General features: G+C 65.1%; 11 protein-coding genes. 5 read left to right on the forward strand and 6 right to left on the reverse strand.

What is annotated here, in order from left to right:
- From aroB to WBF69_RS02825, 3 genes are all read left to right on the forward strand, one after another.
- A complete protein-coding gene (gene aroB / locus WBF69_RS02815; protein WP_424261003.1) occupies positions 1-1,080 on the forward strand; it encodes a 3-dehydroquinate synthase in 1,080 nt (359 codons plus the stop codon).
- A gap of 2 nt (positions 1,081-1,082) precedes the next feature.
- Entirely contained in the window at positions 1,083-2,210 is a 1,128-nt protein-coding gene (locus WBF69_RS02820; RefSeq protein ID WP_424261005.1) for a deoxyguanosinetriphosphate triphosphohydrolase, read from the forward strand.
- A 138-nt stretch (positions 2,211-2,348) separates the two neighbouring features.
- On the forward strand, positions 2,349-3,761 hold the full coding sequence (locus tag WBF69_RS02825) for a CoA transferase (RefSeq protein WP_424261007.1): 1,413 nt from the start codon (positions 2,349-2,351) through the stop codon (positions 3,759-3,761).
- Here WBF69_RS02825 and WBF69_RS02830 read toward each other — a convergent pair whose 3' ends face one another.
- The 3 genes from WBF69_RS02830 to WBF69_RS02840 are packed head-to-tail and all read right to left on the reverse strand — an operon-like array spanning position 3,762 to position 6,758.
- Positions 3,762-5,309 carry a tripartite tricarboxylate transporter permease gene (locus WBF69_RS02830; protein WP_424261246.1) on the reverse strand — a complete coding sequence of 516 codons (1,548 nt, stop codon included), beginning with the start codon at positions 5,307-5,309 and terminating at the stop codon, positions 3,762-3,764. It abuts the gene before it with no gap.
- Positions 5,309-5,746 (reverse strand): tripartite tricarboxylate transporter TctB family protein, encoded by a 438-nt coding sequence (locus WBF69_RS02835; protein ID WP_424261009.1) that lies wholly within the window; start codon positions 5,744-5,746, stop codon positions 5,309-5,311. The genes WBF69_RS02830 and WBF69_RS02835 overlap by 1 nt, the downstream gene beginning before the upstream one ends.
- A 31-nt stretch (positions 5,747-5,777) precedes the next feature.
- Positions 5,778-6,758, reverse strand: coding sequence for a Bug family tripartite tricarboxylate transporter substrate binding protein (locus WBF69_RS02840; protein WP_424261011.1), 981 nt, complete (start codon positions 6,756-6,758; stop codon positions 5,778-5,780).
- 218 nt (positions 6,759-6,976) lie between these two features.
- On the opposite strand from WBF69_RS02840, the gene WBF69_RS02845 reads away from it, so the two are divergent.
- Positions 6,977-9,712: a diguanylate cyclase gene (locus WBF69_RS02845; RefSeq protein ID WP_424261013.1), complete on the forward strand. Its 2,736-nt coding sequence runs from the start codon at positions 6,977-6,979 to the stop codon at positions 9,710-9,712.
- Here WBF69_RS02845 and WBF69_RS02850 read toward each other — a convergent pair.
- Genes WBF69_RS02850 through uvrA form a run of 3 tightly spaced genes read right to left on the reverse strand, consistent with a single transcriptional unit; the run spans position 9,704 to position 14,673 of the window.
- Positions 9,704-11,119, reverse strand: coding sequence for a sensor histidine kinase (locus WBF69_RS02850; RefSeq protein WP_424261015.1), 1,416 nt, complete (start codon positions 11,117-11,119; stop codon positions 9,704-9,706). The two genes, WBF69_RS02845 and WBF69_RS02850, sit on opposite strands and share 9 nt — an antisense overlap.
- The gene (locus tag WBF69_RS02855; protein WP_424261017.1) at positions 11,106-11,789 is read right to left on the reverse strand and encodes a response regulator; all 684 of its coding nucleotides are present in this window, start codon (positions 11,787-11,789) and stop codon (positions 11,106-11,108) included. The genes WBF69_RS02850 and WBF69_RS02855 overlap by 14 nt, the downstream gene beginning before the upstream one ends.
- A 25-nt stretch (positions 11,790-11,814) precedes the next feature.
- Complete coding sequence (gene uvrA, locus WBF69_RS02860; RefSeq protein WP_424261248.1) at positions 11,815-14,673, reverse strand: excinuclease ABC subunit UvrA; 2,859 nt, start codon at positions 14,671-14,673, stop codon at positions 11,815-11,817.
- A gap of 86 nt (positions 14,674-14,759) precedes the next feature.
- Here uvrA and WBF69_RS02865 point away from each other — a divergent pair, with 86 nt between their 5' ends.
- Positions 14,760-15,962 (forward strand): MFS transporter, encoded by a 1,203-nt coding sequence (locus WBF69_RS02865; RefSeq protein ID WP_424261018.1) that lies wholly within the window; start codon positions 14,760-14,762, stop codon positions 15,960-15,962.

The raw sequence follows: 15,962 nt of genomic DNA on the forward strand, positions 1-15,962 counted from the left end.
ATGCATACCGTTCACGTCTCGACCCCTGGCGGGCAGTATCCCATCCATATCGGCCCCGACCGGCTGGACGCGCTGGCCGGCAGCCTGCCGGCGGATGCCACGGCGCTGGCCGTCGTCACCAACACCACCGTGTCGGCCTTGATGGGGGATCGGGTGCGGGCGACGTTGGCGGCGACCGGCAAGCCGCTCGTCTGGATCGAATTGCCCGATGGCGAACAATTCAAGACCTGGGAATCGCTGAACCGCATTTTCGATGCGCTCTTGTCTGCCGGCCTGGACCGCAAGGCCGTGCTGGTGGCGCTGGGCGGCGGGGTGGTGGGCGATATGTGCGGCTTTGCCGCCGCCTGCTACATGCGCGGCGTGCGTTTCATCCAGGTGCCGACTACTTTGCTGGCGCAGGTGGATTCTTCGGTGGGCGGCAAGACCGCCATCAACCACCCCCTGGGAAAGAACATGATCGGGGCGTTCTATCAGCCGCTGGCCGTGGAAATCGATACCCGTGTCCTGGCGACCTTGCCGGCGCGCGAAATTTCCGCCGGCCTGGCCGAACTGATCAAATACGGCATGATCGCCGATGCGGAATTTTTTGCCTGGTGCGAATCCCATGTGCAGGCCTTGCGGTCGCTGGAAGATGCCGCCATTGAATATGCCGTGCGCCGCGCCTGCGAACTGAAGGCCTGGGTCGTGTCGCAGGACGAACGTGAATCCGGGCTGCGCGCCATCCTGAATTTTGGTCATACGTTTGGGCATGCGATTGAATCCGGCCTGGGTTATGGCCATTGGCTGCATGGCGAGGCCGTGGGCTGCGGCATGGTCATGGCGGCGGAACTCTCCGCCCGCGTCTGCGGTCTGGACCGCGCGGCAGTGGATCGCATCCGCGCCCTGGTTCAGGCCATCGGTTGCCCCGTGCAGGCGCCCGGCCTGGGGACGGACCGCTGGCTGGACCTGATGCGGGTGGATAAAAAAACCGAAGGCCGGCATATCCGCTACGTGCTCTTGCCCGAATTGGGCCGCGCCGGTGTGCAGGCGGTGGATGATGCCCTGGTCCGGCCCCTGTTGCCCGCCGGGGCCGAGGTCTGACCATGGTGCAGCTGGCCCCGTATGCCTGCCATCCAGAAGCCACGCGCGGGCGCCAGCATCCCGAACCCGCGCCCCAGGGGCGCAGCGATTTCCAGCGCGATCGCGATCGCATCGTGCACTGCTCGGCGTTTCGCCGGCTGGAATACAAGACCCAGGTCTTTCTGAACCACGAAGGCGACCTGTTTCGCACCCGCCTGACCCACAGCATCGAGGTCGCTCAGATCGCCCGCACCCTGGCGCGCAATCTGGGGGTGCACGAAGACCTGATCGAAGCCATCGCCCTGGCGCACGACCTGGGGCACACGCCGTTCGGCCATGCCGGTCAGGATGAGCTGAATGCCTGCCTGCGCGAATTCGCGCCGCAGGCGGGCGGTTTCGAGCACAATCTGCAAAGCCTGCGGGTGGTGGACGAATTGGAAGAACGCTACGCGGCCTTTGACGGTCTGAATCTGTGCTTCGAGACCCGCGAAGGCATCCTGAAGCACTGCTCGCGCCGTCATGCCCGCCAGTTGGGACCGGTGGGCGCCCGTTTCCTGGATGGCACACAGCCTTCGCTAGAGGCCCAGCTGACCAATCTGGCCGATGAAATCGCCTATAACAATCACGACATCGATGACGGGCTGCGTTCCGGCCTGATCACCGTGCCACAACTGCTGGATCTGGATATCTTCGCCGCGCATCACGAGCAGGTGCGCCGCCGCTATCCCGATGTCGAATCCAAGCGTCTGGTGTCCGAGGTCATCCGCGCCATGATCAACACCCTGGTGCTGGATCTGACACGGACAACCGCGGCCAATATCGCCCGCTTGCAGCCCGATAGTGTCGATGCCGTGCGCACCGGGCCGCCGCTCGCGGCCTTTTCCGATGCCATCCGCGTGCAGGCCGACGCGCTGAAACAGTTTTTGCTGAACAATCTATACCGGCATGCCCAAGTGATGCGCATGACCTATAAGGCGCGGCGCATCGTGCGCGATCTGTTCGGCGCGTTTCAGGAAGATCCCCGACTGCTGGCCGACGAATACCGGCGCGACGACTCCGTGGCTCAGGCCCGCGCTATTGCAGACTATATCGCCGGCATGACGGACCGCTACGCCATCCGCGAACACCACGCGATTTTTCGGATGGATTAATCTGGACGCAGGGCAGTCCCTGCGGACTGCCCTGTGCCTGATTAATCCGAGTGGCCTGCAGGCCACGAGGTGGGGTGATCGTGGCATATGGCAGTCCCTGCGGACTGCCCTGTGCCTGATTAAACAGGAGGTGCGTCCATGAACCTCGGTAATTCCGTTTTCGATTTTTTCCTGCGCGCCGCGTTGGCGGCGCTGGACGAACCCTATGCGCACGACGCCATCCAGATTGACGGCAAAGGTGTCCTGGCGTCGCGCTATCCGGTGACGGATCTGGCCTGCGCCAGCATCGGTGCGGCGGCTCTCATGCTGGCGCGCTGGATCAACCCCGCGTCCCCGCCGCCGGTCCGACTGGACCGGCCCCTGGCATCCTGGTGGTTTGCGCATACCCTGAAACCTCAGGACTGGCAGTTGCCTGCCGTACGCGATGCCGTGACGGGCGATTACGCCGCTGCGGACGGCTGGATCCGCCTGCATGCCAATGCCGCGCACCATCGGCGCCGGGCTTTGCGCGTGCTGGATCTGCCCGACGGCGCCGAGCGGGATCAGGTGGCGGCGCGGGTGCGCGCCTGGTCGGCGACCGATCTGGAAGCGGCGCTGGTCGAACAGGCGGCGTGTGCCGCCGCCTTGCGCCCGCCCGAGCAGTGGCGGCGACATCCGCAGGGCCTGGCCGTTGTTGCCGAGCCCTTGCTGCATCGGCAGGATGGGACAGCCTGGACTGGCGCCGTGGAGCACGGCGGACCGGTCTGGGTTCAGGGCGATGCCTCATCCGCCGCCCGACCGCTGGCGGGGGTGCGGGTGCTGGATCTGACCCGCGTGCTGGCAGGGCCGGTCTGTACCCGTTTTCTGGCGGCCTGGGGGGCGCAGGTGCTGCGTCTGGACCCAACGGACTGGGAAGAGCCAGGCATGGTGCCGGAAGTCACCGTGGGCAAGCGCTGCGCCGAGCTGGATCTGCGCGATCCAGCGGGGCTGGACCGCTTCAGGCGGCTGCTGGCGCAGGCTGACGTGCTGGTGCATGGCTACCGGCCCGATGCGCTGGATCGCCTGGGTTTGGGTGCGGATGTCCGCCAGCGGCTGCGCCCAGGCCTGGTGGATGTCAGTCTGGACGCCTGGGGATGGACCGGCCCCTGGTGCGCCCGCCGGGGTTTTGACAGCCTGGTGCAGATGAGCACCGGCATCGCCTGGCCAGGCCGTCCGGACTGCAAACCGGACCCCTTGCCGGTGCAGGCGCTGGATCAGGCAACGGGCTACTGGATGGCGGCCTGCGTGTTGAAGGGGCTGCTTGACCGGCGGGAACGATCACAGGGCAGCCAGTGGCGCGCGTCGCTGGCGCGCACGGCAGCCTTGTTGACGTCGGATGCCCTGGCAGACACTCATGAAAAAACGGAACCGCCTTTGGGGGCGGTTCCATCGGATGCTTATGAGACTGCTGTCGAATCCACCGCCTGGGGGCCGGCTCATCGTCTGCAGGCGCCCTGCAGGGTGGGGGATGTGCCGTGGCGGTGGGACAGGCCGGCGGGTGCGCTGCGCAGCAGCCCGCCGGATTGGTGGTGATCAGTCGTCGGTCGCCATGGCGGACAGCGTCGAGGGCGCCAGGTTTTTCTTGGCGCGGCGGCGGCGCATCAGGGGCGGGATGATGACGATAGCCAGGGAGATGATCCACAGTCCGATGGACACCGGGCTGCTCCACAGGATGTGCAGTTCACCGTTAGTGATGGACAGCGCCCGGCGCAGGTTTTGTTCCATCATGGAACCCAGCACGACACCCAGCACCATGGGCGCCATGGGGATGCCGCCCTTGCGCAGCAGGTAGCCCAGCAGGCCCAGGAAGGCGGCCATGGTCAGGTCGAAGGTGCCGGCGTTGATGGCGTAGACACCGATGAAGCTGATGCACAGGATGCCGGGAACCAGCAGCCAGTTCGGCAGCGCCAGGACTTTGGAGAACACGCGCACCAGGGGGATGTTCATCATGAACAACATGACGTTGGCGATGAACAGCGACGCCACCAGGCCCCAGACCAATTCGGGTTTGGTGTCGAACAGCACCGGGCCCGGCGTGATGTTGTACAGCGTCAGGGCGCCCATCATCACTGCCGTCGTGCCCGATCCGGGGACGCCCAGCGTCAGCATGGGGACCATGGCGCCCACGGCGGCCGAGGTCGAGGCGGCTTCGGGGGCGGTCACTCCGCGCAGGTCGCCTTCGCCGAAGCAGGCGTCGGGATCGCGGGCTTCCTGGTAGCGCTTTTCGTTGGAATACGCCACGGCGGATGCCACGCTGGCGCCGGCGCCCGGCAGCACTCCGATGAAAAACCCGATGATGGAGCCGCGCAGCACCGTCCATTTGGTGTAGAGCAGTTCTTTCAGGTTGAACAGCTTGCGCTTGTTGGGCGGCACTTCGGGGGTCTGCCCGCGAATGGTCGATTCCAGCAATTCCAGCAGTTCGGCGATGGCGAACAGGGCGATCACCACCACCACGAAGGCGATGCCGTCGAACAGGTGCACCGAATCGAAGGTATAGCGGTACACGCCCGAATTGGCGTCCACGCCCACCGTGGCGATCGCCAGGCCCAGCATGGCCGACAGTGTGCCTTTGACGGGCTGGTTCCCCAGCAGACTGGTCAGGCAGCAGAAGGCGAAGATGATCAGGACGAAATATTCGGCCGGCCCGAAAGCCAACGCCCAGCTGGCCAGGATCGGGGCCAGAATGATGACGCCCAGGGTGGCGACCAGCGAGCCGCAGAAGGCCGACCAGCCCGACAGAGACAGCGCGACATTGGACAGGCCTTTGCGCGCCAGGGGATAGCCGTCCAGCGTGGTCATGATGGCGCTGGCTTCGCCGGGCACGTTGATCAGGATGGCGCTGATGCGTCCGCCGTATTCAGCGCCGACGTACACGGCGGCCAGCAGAATCAGCGCGGTTTCAGGGGGCAGATTCATCGCATAGGCGATGGGGATGAGCATGGCCACGCCGTTGATGGGACCCAAACCCGGCAGTACGCCGACCATGGTGCCCAGAAAAGAGCCAATGGCGGCGACCAGCAGATTGGTCCAGGAAAAGGCGACATCGAAACCGATGCTCAGGTGACTGAGGATTTCGCTCATCATGACAGGAACTCCAGGAGGCCCAGCGGCAGCACGACGTCCAGCCCGCGATCAAATAAGAGGAAGAACAGCACGCCCATGACGATGCCCGCAATGATCATCTTGATCCACGGGCCGCCGAACAGGCGACCGATGACAACCGTGATGATGGCGGTGGCGATGATGAAACCCAGGGTTTCAAACAGCAGGGCGTAGATGAAGATGTAGACCACCATCAGCATCAGGCGCGGCCAGTCGATGGCTTCGCCCCGACGGGGCTTGTTCCAGTTTTTGTACAGCAGCCAGGCACCGCACAGGGCGATGATCAAGGCAATCAGCATCGGAAAGGCCCGGGGGCCCACCGGTTCATAGGCAAAGGGAGCCTGCAGGTCGTGGCCGAACCACGCCATCAGGCCGGCAAAGATCAGGGCACAGAGGCCCAACAAACGATCACTCATGGCGAGGTCCGGTACTTAAGTTATTGAAAAATTATTGACGGATCAGACCGAATTCGTCGGCCAGCTTGGTGTAGGCCTTGACGCGTTCCTTGATGTAGGAATCCAGTTCCGGGCCGGATTTGTTGAAGGGGAACAGACCCTGCTTGTCGCGGATGGCGGCAAACGACGGATCGGCCTGGGTCTTGTTGAAGGCATCCACCCACCATTGGTAGTCGGCGTCCGAGACCTTCGGGCCGACGTAGAAGCCGCGGATGATGGGCCAATCGATGTCGAAGCCTTCTTCGGCGGCGGTCGGCACGGACGACAGCTTGCCCGGCAGGCGGTGGTCGCTGAACACGGCCAGCACACGGATCGGGGCGCCGCCTTCCAGCATGGTGAAGGCTTCGGCTGCATCGCCCATATAGGCCTGGATGTGACCGCCGCGCAGGGCCGTCAGCGCGTCGCCGCCCCCTTCAAAGGCCACGAAACGCATCTTGCGATAGTCCACACCGGCAGCGCGAGCCGTCAGGGCGGCCTTCATCCAGTCCTGGCTGCCGACGGTACCGCCTGCGCCCAGCACGATCTTGGTCGGATCCTGTTTGAAGGCGGCCATCATGTCTTTCAGGCTCTTGTAGGGCGAATCGTCGCGCACCACGGCCACGCCGTAGTCGGAGCCGACGGCAGCCAGCCAGCGCACGTCATCCACGCTGTAGCGACCGAATTTCTTCTGGGCCAGGTTCAGCAGCGAACCGCCGGAGAACGCCACGATGGCGTTGGGGTCGTCGGGCTTCTGGGCGATGACGTGGTTGTAGGCCACCGCGCCGATGCCGCCGGGCATGTAGACGATGCGCATCGGATCGCTCAGGGCGCCGGACGCCTTCAGGCCTTCTTGGGCCAGGCGGCAGGTCAGGTCAAAGCCGCCGCCGGGGTTGGCAGGAGCGATACATTCGGGTTTCGGCGGGGCGGCTTGCGCGGCCAGACCGAGGGACAGCAGGGTGCTGCCCAACAACAGCGACAAAGATCGGGGAGTCATGACGTGAGTCTCCTAAGTGGGAAAAGGCCTGGTACGAATGAACAGCAGAGACCAGGTACTCCGGCACCTTAAGCAGTCGGTGCTTTCCATTTGCTTTCAAAATGACATAGTTTCGGGATAACCCTAGGATGAAAGCCGCAAATCGTGCGGTTTTGGCTGGTCATTCGTGTCACTTGATGACACACTTTCATACAAGGTTCCTGTGCTGGAGCGGTCGCTTGAATAGAGTCCTGTTCGTCGTGGTGGTGTTGCTGTTGGTCGGGATAGGAGCGACGTTCGGGCTGGAATCCTGGGACCGGTCGCGCCATCAGGCCGCCCTCATGGATCAGGTGCAGCAGCAGCTCAATGAGCGTGCCAGCCGCCTGTCGGATGATCTTCAGGCGCTGCTGGCGCTGAGCCGCCGTTTGGCCGATGCGCTGGCCGTCGTGGCGCCGGGGCAGGAAGCCGGTCCTTTTGCCGTGCTGGCGCCGCAGATGGTGCGCCAGCACACCGGTATCCGCAGTGTCGTCTATGTCGATCGCCTGAAGGTCACGCAGATCCATCCTGTGGCGGGCAATGAAAGCGTGATCGGCATGGATTACGGTCTGCACCCGGAATTCATGTCCAAAATCCGGCAGATGGTCCAGCAGCGGGAAACCGTCATCGACGCCACCGCCCGCTTGGTTCAGACCGGGCGGGTCGGCTTGATCGTGCGTTCGCCTTTGTTCATGCCGGGCGCGCCCGGACAAGCGCCGGTCTATCGGGGCATGACGGCCTTGACCGTCGATCTGGCCCGCACCCTGCAGCAGGCGGGGCTGCAGGGGCCGGATCTGCCATTCAGTCTGGCCATCCGCAGCGATTCCGGGCCGAATCTGCCCGACCGCGTCCTGGAAGGCTCGCCGAACCTATTCGATCAGCCCCACGCCCTGGCCCGTATTGCTCTGCTGGATGGGGACTGGGAACTGGCCGCCGTGCCCCGTCTGGACCTGGCCTACGACGGTGGTCGGGCCTGGCTGATCCGCGGGGTGGGCGGTGGCCTCACCATGATGCTGGTGCTGCTGGTCCTGTATCGCCACCGAGGATTGGCAGAGGGGCGTCAGGGCCATAAGCCAGCAGGGGGTCTGATGTCCTTGCGCACCCTCTTGCTGCTGTCCACCTTGGTGCCTTTGCCCTTGGTCATCGGTCTGGCCGGCTGGCTGGTGTTCACGGCGTCCATCCAGACCGTCCAGAGCATGGAACAGCAGCGGGTCGAGGAATTGGCCGTCCAGTTGCGGGACAAGGTAGCGGCTTTCTTCGAAGTGCCGCGCGCCGCCGCCACCTTCAATATTCGCCAATTGCAGGCCGGACTGCTGTCATTGGATGACCGGCCGGCTTTGTTGCACAGTTTTCTGCTGCAGTTGCGTCAGCAATCGCTGCTGACGTACTTGTCCTTCAGTACCGTGGGCGGCGATTATCTGGCGGCCAGCCGTCCGCCGCGCGGAGGGGATCAGGGTTTGCGGATCCTGGAGGCCGATCAGACCGACGGCGGCGTCATGCATATCCATCGGGTCGACGACGCGAATCGGCGCAGCACGCAGCTGCCAGCGGGCAATGCGCATTTCGACCCCCGCGACCGCCCCTGGTTCAAGGCGGCGGTCCAGGCGGGCGCCCTGCATTGGTACACGACGTACGAATATGCGATTCAGGCGACCGATGGGTATTACGACGATATGGGCATAGGCATGGCCGCGCCGCTGTACGACGACCGGCATCAGTTGCTGGGGGTGCTGACGGCGGATGTGGCATTGACGCGGATCGGCCAGTTCCTGTCGTCGGAAATGGATGGCCTGGGCGGCGTCGCCTTTCTGATGGAACCCGATGGCCGCCTGTTGGCCGCATCCGATGGCGGGCCTGTGTATGCCGCGCGCGAAGGACAGGCGCAGCAGATCCTGGCGGCGGACAGCGTGAGCCCGATGATCCGTCGGGTGGGCGCTGAAATCGGGCAATCGGGGCGCGCAGTCGGTCATCGCCTTTTAAGCGAGCAGGGTCAGCGCTACCAGACGCATTGGCAGTCCATCCAGTTGCCCGACGGGCCTTTGCTGACGCTGGCGCTGGCCCTGCCGGAAAGTCGCTATGCGGGCTCGGCGGAACAGTCCATCCAGCGCGTCGGGCTGCTGATTGTGGGGTTCTGGGTGTTGGGCCTGATCGTGGTGTCCGCGGCTGCCTGGTGGTTGTCCCGACCTCTGCATTCTTTGATCCACTGGGCCGGTCGGCTGGCCGATGGGCAGTGGCAGGCGTCGCCGTCGGTGCACAGTCCTGTGCAGGAAATCGTGTTGCTGGCGCGGGCTTTAGGCAGCATGGCAGACCGTCTGCGTGGCAATCAGCAGGCGCTTGAGCAGCAGGTGGCGGACCGCACGCAGGCGCTGGTGCAGGCCAATCGGCAGCTGACCGAACTGTCCGCGACCGACAGCCTGACGGGCCTGGCCAATCGGCGCCGGTTTGACGAGGCGCTGGACCAGGAATGGCACCGTGCCCGGCGCGAAGGGCAGGCGGTCAGTCTGCTGATGATCGACGTCGACTGGTTCAAGCACTATAACGATGCGTACGGCCATCAAGCGGGCGATGCGGTGTTGCAGCATGTCGGGCGTGTCTTGCGCCAGACCTTTCAGCGCTCGGGGGATTTGTCGGCGCGCTATGGCGGCGAGGAATTCGCCGTCATCATGGTGGGGCGGGACCGTGTGGCCGGCACCCGGATGGCGCAGCGAGTGTGCGCTGCCATCGCCGCCCTGGACTTGCCGCATGAGCACGGGCTACGCGGTCGCGTGACGGTCAGTGTCGGCGTGGCGGAAATGGATCTTGGCGACCCTCAGGCGGTGCAGGTAGTCATCGGCCAAGCCGATGCCGCCTTGTACCGCGCCAAAGAGGCTGGACGCAATCGTGTCGAGTGCGCCGGGCTCGACGAGCCGGCGCCTGATCCGGCGTCCGCCTCAGGCTGATCGCGAGTCTGAAACGGGAAAGATCAGCGCGGCCTCGCAGCCCCGGCCTGACGAGCGGATGCTCAAGGACCCATGGTGGCGCTGCATGATGGTATGCGCGATGGCCAAGCCCAGGCCTGCCCCGTGGGTGTGTTTGCCGGCTTGACCGCGCCGGAAGCGTTTGCCGGCTTTGCGGATGTCGGCTTCCGTCATGCCCAGCCCCGTATCCTGGACGCTGAGCACGATCTGACCCGGTTCCTGCAGGATGCGCAGCGTGATCGCACCGCCAGGCGGGGTGTATTTGATGGCGTTGTCCATCAGATTGAGCACGGCTTCGCGCAACAGCCATTCGATGCCCTGCACGGTAGCGCCCAATTCGGCGCCTTCCATCGCGATGGACTGGTGTTTTTGCCGCGCCAGGCTGTAGAGCTGGCGAATGACGTCCTGTGCCAGCGGGGCCAGGACGACGGGCATCAGGGTGTCGGTTTGTGCATCGGATTCGCGCGCGCGCGCCAGCGCCAGCATCTGGGCGGCGGTGCGCTGGGCCTGGATCAGGCCCTGACGCATGGCCAGCAAGGCGGTGCGGGCCTCGGCGGGGTCGGGTTCGCGCAGGGCGTAGTCCAGTTGCGTGTTCAGCACCGCCAGCGGGGTGCGCAGCTGGTGCGAGGCATCGTCCAGAAACTGGCGCTGCCGCCGGGCCTGACGGGCGTAGCGGGCGACGTGCTGATTGACCGCCTGCACCAGCGGTTGGACCTCGCGGGGCAACTCGGGGGCCAGGATGGGGCTCAGGTCATCTGCGCGGCGGTTTTTCAGATTGCGGTACAGGCGTGTCAGCGGTCGCAGGCCGATCAGCACTCCCAGGAAGATCAGCCCCGACGACGCCAGCACCTCGAAGGCATCGCGCACAATGCTGCGCAGCATGATGTCGCGGATGACGCTGTCTCGCCCGCTGCGGTCCTCGCCCACCATCACGATGACCCGACCGCGCGCCTGTCCATACAGGGGCGGGTCCATGCGCCGGGCCAAAGCAGCGATGCGGATGGGCGTGCCCAGATAGTCGCGGTCATAGAAGACGGGCACGTTCGACTCCAGCCGCGTATCGGGCAGCGGCAGTTCCTGGTTGCCGATGTCGGCCAGGCCGTCTTCGGTCATGATGCGGTAGTACACCGCGTTGTCGGCTGCCAGCTCGAAAAATTCCAGCATCAGGTAGGGCAGTTCCACCGCCAGACCGCCGCTATCGGTGGCGATGTTGTGATCGATGGCCCGCAGGGCGCCGATCAGGGACCGGTCATAGGCCAGGTCGATCTGATTGTGCAACTGGTGGCTGGAATGCCAGAGCGCGATGCTGAGTACCGCCACTTGAACGGGGATCAGAATCCACAGCAGCAGCGCCCGCAGGCTGTGTGAGCGGGGTTCAGTCGGGGACATGCTGGACGGGTTCCAGACAGTAGCCGACGCCGCGCAGGGTAACGACCTGGACGCCGGTGTCTGCGAGTTTCTTGCGCAGGCGATGCACCAGCACTTCGATGGCTTCCAGGTTGATGCTGGTGTCGTCGGGGCTGATGCGATCCAGCATCTGCTGCTTGGTGATGGGTTCGCCGGCCTTTTGCATCAGGACCTTCAGGGCCGCGTATTCGCGGGGTGACAGGGCCAGGGGGGTATCACGGTGCAAAAACCGCTGGCTGCCGATGTCCAGCACCAGTTCGCCCAGCATCCAGCGTGGGTGCTCGCGGCCCCTGCTGCGGCGGATCAGGGCGTGCAGCCGGGCTTCCAGTTCTTCGATGGCAAAAGGCTTTTGCATGAAATCGTCGGCGCCTTCGTGCAGCGACCCGATGCGTTCGGCCATGGCGTCGCGCGCCGTCAGCACCAGCACGGGGCAGCGGTCATCGCGACTGCGCAGCCGGCGCAGGAATTCGTGTCCGTTCATGCCGGGCAGGCCCAGGTCCAGGATGATGGCGTCGAATTCTTCCACGGCCAGACGGCGTTCGGCCAGTTCGGCGTCATCGGCCCAATCGACCATGAAGCCCCCGTGGCGCGCCAGGCTGCGCGCCAGCCAGTTGGCCAGTTCCGCTTCGTCTTCGATCAACAGGATACGCATGGCATCGATGATAGGTCCGGGCGGCCTATTTTCCCAGTGTGGTTTTCAACCAGGCGCCGGTGTGGCTGTCCGGGCTGGCGGCGATGGTTTCCGGCGCCCCTTGGGCGACGATTCGACCGCCGCCGGCACCGCCTTCAGGACCCAGATCGACGACCCAATCGGCAGTTTTGATCACGTCCAGATTGTGTTCGATGACCAGCACGGTGCTGCCCGCCTGCACCAGTTGCTGCAGCACATCCAGCAAGACCGAAATATCGTGGAAATGCAGGCCGGTGGTCGGTTCGTCCAGCACGTACAGCGTGCGGTCGGAACCGCGCCGGGACAGTTCCTGGGACAGTTTGATGCGTTGCGCCTCGCCTCCCGACAGGGTGGTGGCGCTCTGACCCAGGCGGATATAGGACAGGCCCACGTCCATCAGGGTTTGCAGTTTGCGGGCGGCCACCGGCACGGCGGCGAACAGATCCAGCGCCTGGGCCACGGTCAGGTCCAGGATGTCGCTGATGGTGTGGCCCCGGTAGCGGATGTCCAGCGTTTCGCGGTTGTAGCGCAGCCCCTGGCAGACTTCGCAGGGCACATACATGTCGGGCAGGAAATGCATTTCCACGCGCACCATGCCGTCGCCCTGGCAGGCCTCGCAGCGACCGCCTTTGACGTTGAAGGAAAAACGCCCGGCATCATAGCCGCGCAGGCGGGCTTCCGGCACACCGGCGAACAGTTCGCGGATCGGCGTGAACAGGCCGGTATACGTGGCCGGGTTGCTGCGTGGGGTGCGCCCGATCGGGTTCTGGTCGATGCTGATGATCTTGTCGAAGTGTTCCAGGCCGTCCAGACGATCAAAGGGCGCAGGGGTGGTCTGGGCGCGGTTCAGACGATGGCTCATGGCCGCAACCAGCGTGTCGTTGATCAAGGTGGATTTGCCCGACCCCGACACCCCGGTCACACAGGTGAAGCGCCCGACCGGGATGGCCAGATCCACCCCCTGCAGATTGTTGCCCCGACAGCCCAGGGCGCGCAGCCAGGGCAGTTCCGGGTCGTCGGTCGCCACGGGCCGGCGCGCGGGCAGGGCGATGCGCTGTGCGCCGGACAGATACTGGCCGGTCAGCGACTGCGGCTGGGCGGCGATGTCCTGCGGCGTGCCTTGGGCGACCACGTAGCCGCCCTGTTCGCCGGCGCCCGGCCCCATGTCCAGCACGTGATCGGCGGCGCGGATCATGTCTTCGTCGTGTTCCACCACGATCACGCTGTTGCCCAGATCGCGCAGTTGCTGCAAGGTGTGGATCAGACGTTGATTGTCGCGTTGATGCAGTCCGATGGACGGTTCATCCAGCACGTACATCACCCCGGTCAGGCCCGACCCGATCTGGCTGGCCAGGCGGATGCGCTGGGCCTCGCCGCCCGACAGCGTGTCGGCGCTGCGGTCCAGCGACAGGTAGCCCAGACCCACGTTGTCCAGGAAATCCAGGCGCGCGCGGATCTCGTGCACGATGCGCTCGGCGACTTCGCGTCTGGCCCCGCCGATCTCCGATTCCTGAAACCAGCGGCGGCAGTCGGCCAGCGACAGGGCTTCGATTTCGTAGATGGCCCGTCCGCGCCGCTCGCCGGGGCCGGGATCGGTGCCGATCAGCACATGGCGGGCTTCGGTGCACAGACGCGCCCCCTGGCAGTCGGGGCAGTTGCTGGTGTGGCGCAGCCGCCCCAGTTCCTCGCGCACGGCGTTGGAATGCGTTTCGCGCCAACGCCGTTCCAGGTTCGGGATCACGCCTTCGAAGGCGTGATGGCGGATCGCGGGAATGCCGCCTTCGCCCAGGTATTGAAAAGCGATTTCCTCGGCGCCGGAGCCATACAGAAGACGGTCGCGGATCTCGGGGGACAGGGCCTGAAACGGCGTGTCCAGGCTGAAGCGATAGTGTTGGGCCAGGCTGGCCATCATCGCGTAGCTGAAGGCGTTGCGCCGATCCCAGCCGTGAATGGCGCCTGCCGCCAGGCTCAGTTCGGGAAACGCCACGACGCGGGCGGGATCGAAAGAATCCACCTGGCCCAGGCCATTGCAGGTCGGACAGGCCCCCACCGGATTGTTGAAGCTGAACAGGCGCGGTTCCAGATTGCCCATGCCGCGCGCGCACACCGGACAGGCATAGGCGGCGGAAAATGCCCATTCTTCCTGGGAATCCAGGTCCAGGACGGCGGCACGGCCCTGGGCCAGATCCAGGGCGGTCTCGAAGCTTTCGGCCAGCCGCTGGCGGCTGTCGGGGCGGGCGCGCAGCCGGTCCACCACCACGTCCAGAGACCAGGGGCCGTCGGTGTGCGGCAAGGCGGCGCTGCCGTCGATGGGGTGGATGACGCCATCGATGCGGGCGCGCACGAAGCCCAGCGCCTGCAGGCGCCGGCATTCGACGGCCAGATCATCCTGACGCTCGTGCGCCAGCGGGGCCAGGATCGCCAGACGGCTGCCTTCCGGGCGGGTCAGCACCTGGTCCACCATCTGGCTGACGCTTTGCGCGCGTAGCGGCAGATCATGGTCGGGGCAATAGGGCGTGCCGACACGGGCGTACAGCAGGCGCAGGTAATCGTGAATTTCGGTCACCGTGCCCACGGTGGATCGCGGATTGTGGCCGGCGGTCTTTTGTTCGATGGCAATGGCCGGCGACAGGCCGGTGATCACGTCCACGTCGGGCTTGTCCATCATCTGCAGAAACTGCCGCGCATAGGCCGACAGGCTTTCCACGTAGCGCCGCTGGCCTTCGGCGTACAGCGTGTCGAACGCCAGCGACGATTTGCCCGACCCCGACAGGCCAGTGATCACCACCAACTGGCGGCGCGGCAGGTCGATCGAGATGTTTTTCAGGTTGTGGGTGCGAGCACCGCGTATGCAGATGGCGTCCATGCCGGTAGGGTGGTTCAGGTTTTTCAAAGGCCAACTTGCTACTATAACGCGCAGTCCCTGCTTATCCGACTGGAAATACGCCCCACATGACGTCATCCCGTTCTAAGACCCCCGCCTTGAAGCTGACCGCGTTGGAAAGGCGCAGCAGCATTGCGCTGGCGATGCTGTTTGCCGCCCGCATGCTGGGCTTGTTCCTGTTGACGCCGATCTTTGCCGTCGCCGCCGGTGCGCTGGTGGGCGGAGACGACCCGGTTCGCGTGGGTCTGGCGTTGGGCGCCTACGGCCTGACGCAGGCCGTGATGCAGATTCCCCTGGGCATGGCGTCCGACCGCTATGGGCGCCGTCCGATCATCGTGTTCGGCATGTTGCTGTTCGTCATCGGCGGCATCATCTGCGCCCTGACCAACGACGTGGACTGGGTCACCGTGGGGCGCGTGGTGCAAGGTTTGGGGGCCGTGTCGGCGGCCATCACCGCCTGGATCGCCGACGCCACCCGGCCCGAAGTCCGTACCCGCGCCATGGCGATGGTGGGCGGGTCGATCGGGATTTCCTTTGCCCTGTCGCTGGTGTTGTCGCCCCTGCTGGTAGGGGAATTCGGCCTGTCCGGCCTGTTCTGGGCCATCAGCCTGTTGGGTTTCGTCTGCCTGCTGATCGCCATGTTCTTCGTGCCCGATGTGCCCAAATCCGAGGCCGACATCATTCAGGCTACCCCGCACGACGTGCTCGCGCACCGCGACTTGCTGCGTCTGAATTTCGGCGTGTTCTGCCTGCATTTCATCCTGATGGCGCTGTTCATGGTCGCGCCGGGCATGCTGGGGCGCCTGGGCGGCCTGGATTCCGGCAGCTTGTGGCAGGTTTACCTGCCGGTGATCCTGGCGTCCTTCGTGCTGATGGTGCCGGCGGTGTTCTATACCGAAACCCGCAAGGCGCATAAACCCGCTCTGGAATGGGCGGTGCTGGGCCTGGCCGTCACCCTGGGCGCCTTGCCCTGGCTGATGGATTCCTTTGTCCTGGTGGTCATCGCCTTGGTCGGCTTTTTCGTCTGCTTCAATATTCTGGAAGCCTTGCAGCCTTCCCTGGTGTCGCGCGTGGCGCCGCCCGCCCTGAAAGGCCTGGCGCTGGGCTTTTACAACACGGCTCAGTCGCTGGGCGTGTTCGCAGGCGGCGTGTTGGGCGGCATTCTGGTGCGCACCAGCGGGCCGTCCATGGTGTTCTGGGTCAGCGCCATGCTGGCTGTGGTCTGGCTGTATACCGCCCGGGGATTCAAGGAAATTCGGTCGGGGCGCTAG

It is taken from the genome of Castellaniella sp. (assembly GCF_049673105.1).
Taxonomy (GTDB): domain Bacteria; phylum Pseudomonadota; class Gammaproteobacteria; order Burkholderiales; family Burkholderiaceae_B; genus Castellaniella.

What these genes read in the sequence shown, in the direction of transcription:
- aroB (WP_424261003.1), top strand. Translation starts at nt 1, where the DNA reads ATGCATACCGTTCACGTCTCGACCCCTGGCGGGCAGTATCCCATCCAT.
- WBF69_RS02820 (WP_424261005.1), top strand. Translation starts at nt 1,083, where the DNA reads ATGGTGCAGCTGGCCCCGTATGCCTGCCATCCAGAAGCCACGCGCGGG.
- WBF69_RS02825 (WP_424261007.1), top strand. Translation starts at nt 2,349, where the DNA reads ATGAACCTCGGTAATTCCGTTTTCGATTTTTTCCTGCGCGCCGCGTTG.
- WBF69_RS02830 (WP_424261246.1), bottom strand. Translation starts at nt 5,309, where the DNA reads ATGAGCGAAATCCTCAGTCACCTGAGCATCGGTTTCGATGTCGCCTTT.
- WBF69_RS02835 (WP_424261009.1), bottom strand. Translation starts at nt 5,746, where the DNA reads ATGAGTGATCGTTTGTTGGGCCTCTGTGCCCTGATCTTTGCCGGCCTG.
- WBF69_RS02840 (WP_424261011.1), bottom strand. Translation starts at nt 6,758, where the DNA reads ATGACTCCCCGATCTTTGTCGCTGTTGTTGGGCAGCACCCTGCTGTCC.
- WBF69_RS02850 (WP_424261015.1), bottom strand. Translation starts at nt 11,119, where the DNA reads ATGTCCCCGACTGAACCCCGCTCACACAGCCTGCGGGCGCTGCTGCTG.
- WBF69_RS02855 (WP_424261017.1), bottom strand. Translation starts at nt 11,789, where the DNA reads ATGCGTATCCTGTTGATCGAAGACGAAGCGGAACTGGCCAACTGGCTG.
- uvrA (WP_424261248.1), bottom strand. Translation starts at nt 14,673, where the DNA reads ATGGACGCCATCTGCATACGCGGTGCTCGCACCCACAACCTGAAAAAC.
- WBF69_RS02865 (WP_424261018.1), top strand. Translation starts at nt 14,760, where the DNA reads ATGACGTCATCCCGTTCTAAGACCCCCGCCTTGAAGCTGACCGCGTTG.